Here is a 5319-nt window from a genome sequence, read left to right as displayed (position 1 = left end):
GTTTTCGCCACGACCCCGGCGACTGTTCGAGTTTTGTCAGGGAGATTATGGTGGTGACCCTTGCTACGAAGCGGTCTTTTCCGACCAAGGTTGGGACGGTCTACCACCTCTCTCAATATACAAGGTTGGGCTTCGGCCGTGAGCTTTTGCCGAACGGTTGAAGCATGAAACCCAACGCCCGCATGGATTACGCTACCGCTAACCCATCCGACAAATAATTGTGCCTCCCTACTTATCAGTCATCAATTATCAGTCACAATTTACAATTCATAATTCCCAATTCATAATTCATAATTCACAATTCATAATTCATAATTTAATATGAAATATCTTAAATTTATCTTTCTGGGTTTAGGTTTTGTTTTACTAGGGGTAATTTTGCGCCAAACAAATCTGCAAGAAGTTTGGCAACAAATCACCCTAGTCGGTTGGTGGGGAATGACATTAGTAATTATTTTTTACTTCCTAGAATTCCTCACCGATGTTTTTACTTGGCAACTAACTTTTAAAAGTATTCCTATCCAACCTCGATGGACAATTCGCCTATTATTAATTTACATGGTAGGGGCAGCCTTTAACCGCGTCACTCCCTTCGCTTCGTTGGGAGGAGAAGGTTTTAAAGCAGTGATGTTAAAAACTCACTATCAGATTAGCTATAAAGAAACCAGTGCCTCGATTATTTTGACCAAGACATTAAATACTGCTTCCCTTGTTTTCTTTGCAATTATCGGTTTTTTTCTGCTCCTAGCTTCCCCAAAATTCTCCAATTCTTTTAAAACTTTTACTGGATTAAGTCTCGCTATATTCTCCAGTTGTATCCTGATATTTTTCTTGATTCAGCGATTCCGTTTATCTTCCCGAATAGTTAATCGATTAGGTCATTCTTTTTTAGGCGATCGCCTAGCCAAACCTTTAGAAAATCTTCGCAGTGTCGATGATCGTTTAGGAGAATTTTACCGGAATCTGCCCCTATTTAGAAATGGCTTGATCGTCGGTTTTCTCAATTGGCCCCTCGGAGTTTTAGAAATTTATGTTTTAATGCAGTTTCTCCAACATCCGATCAGTTTTGCCGATGCTTGGCTATTTGATTCCGTTGCCCAATTAGTGCGCGCTGGAACCTTTTTTATTCCCGCTAATATCGGTACTTTAGAAGGTTCTTTAGTGCTGCTGGGTGCTTCCTTAACCGGCAGTCTAGAATTAGGTTTAGCGATTTCTGTAATTCGCCGGGTTAAAGATATTCTCTGGATTATATTAGGTTTATTGATCTGGTGGTTATTTTCCCTAAGACCGACTTTACCCGATCGCTCTTCAAAATAATCTCCATCAGTCAACTCCCGATTATTCATCCTGTAACTTTTCGCGCACATTGCGAACAATCCGCGATAATTCACTCTTTTCATCGACGCTAATTTTAGTCGGGGAACCACTAATAATCCGCTCGTAATTGCGGAAAGAATCCTTGATATCCGCCCCGTCCTGACTGATAGTATATTCACGAATCCCTTTATCGTGCCAAGAACCGCGCATCTTAAAGACGTTAATCGCTCGCGACATTTCGCCGCGAATTTCCACATACTGCAACATTAAAATCGTGTCGGTAATCGTAGAAATATGAGATTCGGTGATCGAGTGCGCTCCCATAAATTGGTCGGTGGTATTGGTGAAAAATCCCGTAATTTCCTCCTGTTTGGCGTATCCTGTCACCCCGATCACAAATTGCCGAAAAGCATTATTTGTCACCCCCCGCGCGAGCGCCGATAGAGAATCGATGGCAATACGAGAGGGTTTAAATTCCGAGATTTCCGACTTAATCATCTGTAAATGGTCTTCTAATCCCGCCGATTCGGGGTAAGAACACAATAATTTTAATAATCCCTTGCGTTCCATTTCCTCAAAATCGATCCCCCAAGAAGAGGCATTTCGGGACAATTGAGCGCGAGATTCTTCATAAGCGAACAAAATCGCCCGCTCACCACGCCTACAGCCTTCTTCCAGAAATTTACTGACTAAGAGAGTTTTACCCGTACCTGTTGCTCCTGTAGCCAAAATAATCGAATCCTTGAAAAAACCGCCTCCACACATATCATCAAGGGTTTTTACTCCCGAGGAAATGCGGACATTAGAAGAGCGCTGAGTTAAACGCATCGCACCGAGGGGGAAGATATTAATGCCATCATTGGTGATAGTAAAGGGATATTCGCCCTTCATGTGGGTTGTTCCCCGTAATTTGAGGATTTCTGCGGTTCTGCGTCGCCTTTCTCCCTCTAGGACGTTCCGCATAATTACCACATTATCAGAGACAAATTCCTCTACACCAAAACGGGCCACCGCTCCGTATTCTTCGATACGTTCCGTGGTCATAATTGAAGTCACTTCTAATAATTTTAACCGGGCCACGAGCCGAAAAATTTCTCGCCGCACCACTGATGCCGCTTCGTACTGCTGAAAAACAGCAGTTACAGAGTCAATTGATACCAGTTTGGCTTTATATTTGGTAATTGCGTATTGAATGCGCTCGATTAGGGCCGAAAGATCAAAACTACCCACCACCTCTTGACCTTCCGGATCCGGGGAAGCATCGAGAATAAATAATTTACCCTGGTCAATTAATTCTTCTAGATCCCAACCAAAACTATAGGCATTTTGAATGATATCGGTGGGAGATTCTTCAAAAGTAACAAACAGGCCTGGATAGTCAAAATACTTGATCCCGTGGTAGAGAAACTGCACAGCAAGCAGGGTTTTTCCCGTGCCAGAAGTGCCACTAACTAAGGTAGTTCGCCCCATGGGTAAACCACCGTGAGTGATCTCATCAAAACCTTCAATTAGGGTTCTAATTTTGCGAACACCTTTGGGTTTAATCGGTGGATTTGATTGGCTATTAGAGTTAGATTGAGTCATTATTTATCCAGCGAATATTTAAAGAGTAGGATTTTTATCTAATTTTTCCACAGAAACATATCAAGCCTGACTAGACACTTTACACCATCTCGATTTCCATTGACTCTTGACTTTCTCCTAGAGGTACTAGATTACGCCCCGATCATTTCTTCTTCAATAAATATAACCCGTCTAATCAACTATGGCCGAAGACCTAGCTATCATTTTCTCGTTCACGAATTTCCTCGTATAGTAAGTCTAAACCGATCAGAACCTTCTCTCGATCGGACAAATCACCGATAATTTTTCGCACTGGGGGAGGGAGGACTTTCGCAAGGGTAGGAGTAGCGAGAATCTTGTCTTCCTCCGCTAGTTGCGGGTTTTTCAGTACGTCAATCACCTTGAGAGCATACACTCCCTGAAATTCCTCTTCTAGGATATTTTTCAGGGTTTTTAAGGCTCGCACGGAGTTGGGGGTGTTCCCGGCGACGTACAGTTTTAAAACATAGGTTTTTTTAAAGACGCTCATAGGTTAAGATCAAAGGGGCTGGGGATACGAGTTCATCGCTATTTTTCTGGGAGATTTTAGTCTATTCCCAATAATAAATCATAAGGGATATCTTCGCGAGGTATGGAACGACGATACATTTCCCCCAAGTGAGCAAGGATATCAATGAGAGCGAGACGATAATCTAGGAGAATTTCCTCACTTCTGCCTTCTAATTTTAACTGTTGGGAAAATTCATCCATTAACTCCATGTGAATTTCCAGAATTTGCGACACTGAGAGATCGGTAAAAAAAACATTATTAACCAACTCATCGATCGCTTGATTGATCGGATAATCCTGTTGGAAGTAATTTAAAATAATCTCCCGATAATCTCTTCTGAATTCCCGCATTAATTCGTTTTTTTCCTCTGGGGCAAGATTGCGATAGAATAGCTGCGGGTTGCGTTTGTAGTAAACACCTAAATAGCCGAGTCTTTCTTTTAATTTTTCTGCTAAACGGCGCTGTTGTAGGAGGAGAAAACTGTGATTATTGGCCACGGGATTTGGTTGATTAACAATCGTAGTCCGCTCAGAAAAAGAGCAGTTAGGAGCTAAATGGAGAAATCTAGCGATCGCTTGGTCGATGACGGCGGTGATGCTGTCTAATTCCTTGACGGTGATTTGTAATTCGGCACTATGATAGAGAGAGGTGGGAGAGTCATTCGTTCCGGCAGTGATGTTTTTGTCAGCGACAATGATCACTACGGGCAGTAAAATCCCCGCTTCGTAGAGTTGATTAAAAGTCGGCTGTAGGGAAGGATGAGAGACCACCACCAAACAATCGATTTTTTCCTTCTCTGCCTCGATATTAGCCAGTAATTCGCTAGAAGAGGACCCCAGGGTTAGATTATAGCGTTCATTAGCCAATAAAGCCGTCAAAGAATTAACCAGCCCGAGAGGTGAACTCACCCCCGTTAAGGGTGAGTCCGTTGGGACAAAAGCATAAATAGTCAGTCTCGGAGGCAACGTTTTCTCACCCGCAAGGTAGATAGAAATTGACAAACAATAGGTTAGGCTTTCTCTGTTGAGAAGACAACCCCCCCCGCCATCAGCTAAAGGAAGTTAAAGTTAACTTTGCTTTTTGGCAGTAGGTATCGTAGTTAATTGTAATCAATGGAGCGGTTCTCTAGATGAGCGAGCGTCATAATCAAGGTAAATTCAAGTTCTAGGACGACTAATAGTTTGGCCATCAGTTTGTTAATTATGCCCTAAAGTTACCGCCACCGCCCTCCCCAATTATCCCCATGCCTAGCGTTACCCTCAGTCTCCATCACTTTAATCAATCTGTCACTACCTGTGAATTAATTATCGACAGGGCCAGTCTTTGCGATTTAATTAACACGGGCAATCCAGAAGCGATCGTGGTGGTGGATGAGCGGTATTGTCCCCTAGGACTGATTGAGAGTCAAGCCCTGATCGCTTACCTCCTCTATCAACAACAGCACTCCGAAACCAGAAACTCCTCCTGCAACCGTCTCGATCTAAGCGGTTGGCTGCGTCCAATTATCCCTCTTAACTCGCGCATGGCCGTGAGTGAGTTTCTAGCCACCCTGACGGGAGAAGCGATCGCAAAAGCCCCTATTTTAGTCGATGCTCAGGGCAAACTGTTAGGACGCTTAGACACGGGCAAACTTCTGCAATTTTGTCTCGGGCGCTCGATTCTCGATGATCCGCCCCCGCAGCTCCGCATCAGCGATCGCAATTTCCCCCCCCGCAGCGATCGTCCTCTGGAATTTCTGGAACAATTACCGCTGCCGCTGCTGCTTTACAGTCCAGAAGCAGGGATTTTATACCAAAATCAGGCTTGGTGTCAACAAATTGGGGCAGCTTTCCCCGCTAATATCGATAACTCTGCCTTGGCTTTAGTTAATGACCCCTTAACCCTCCCAT

Annotated in this window: 4 protein-coding genes and 1 pseudogene; 2 read left to right on the top strand and 3 right to left on the bottom strand. The window is 43.7% G+C overall.

Features of this window, described 5'->3' with window-relative positions; all coding sequences use genetic code 11:
• Positions 1-321: 321 nt before the first annotated feature.
• Positions 322-1317, top strand: coding sequence for a lysylphosphatidylglycerol synthase transmembrane domain-containing protein (locus IQ234_RS19670; protein ID WP_069473935.1), 996 nt, complete (start codon positions 322-324; stop codon positions 1315-1317).
• A 21-nt stretch (positions 1318-1338) separates the two neighbouring features.
• Here IQ234_RS19670 and kaiC read toward each other — a convergent pair whose 3' ends face one another.
• The 3 genes from kaiC to IQ234_RS19655 all read right to left on the bottom strand — a co-directional run bounded on the left by kaiC (position 1339) and on the right by IQ234_RS19655 (position 4395).
• Positions 1339-2901: a circadian clock protein KaiC gene (gene kaiC, locus IQ234_RS19665; RefSeq protein ID WP_002775266.1), complete on the bottom strand. Its 1563-nt coding sequence runs from the start codon at positions 2899-2901 to the stop codon at positions 1339-1341.
• A 193-nt stretch (positions 2902-3094) separates the two neighbouring features.
• The gene (gene kaiB, locus IQ234_RS19660) at positions 3095-3409 is read right to left on the bottom strand and encodes a circadian clock protein KaiB (protein ID WP_002733742.1); all 315 of its coding nucleotides are present in this window, start codon (positions 3407-3409) and stop codon (positions 3095-3097) included.
• Between the two features lie 56 nt (positions 3410-3465).
• Positions 3466-4395: a circadian clock protein KaiA gene (locus tag IQ234_RS19655; RefSeq protein ID WP_193958320.1), complete on the bottom strand. Its 930-nt coding sequence runs from the start codon at positions 4393-4395 to the stop codon at positions 3466-3468.
• Positions 4396-4673: 278 nt separating this feature from the next.
• Here IQ234_RS19655 and IQ234_RS19650 point away from each other — a divergent pair.
• Positions 4674-5319: pseudogene (locus tag IQ234_RS19650) on the top strand (hybrid sensor histidine kinase/response regulator); the annotation flags it as partial.

It is taken from the genome of Microcystis aeruginosa LEGE 91341 (genome assembly GCF_015206885.1).
In the GTDB taxonomy this organism is placed as follows: Bacteria; Cyanobacteriota; Cyanobacteriia; order Cyanobacteriales; family Microcystaceae; genus Microcystis; species Microcystis aeruginosa_H.
The sequence above is the reverse complement of the archived record's forward strand: the minus strand, read 5'-3'. Positions and strand labels throughout refer to the sequence as shown.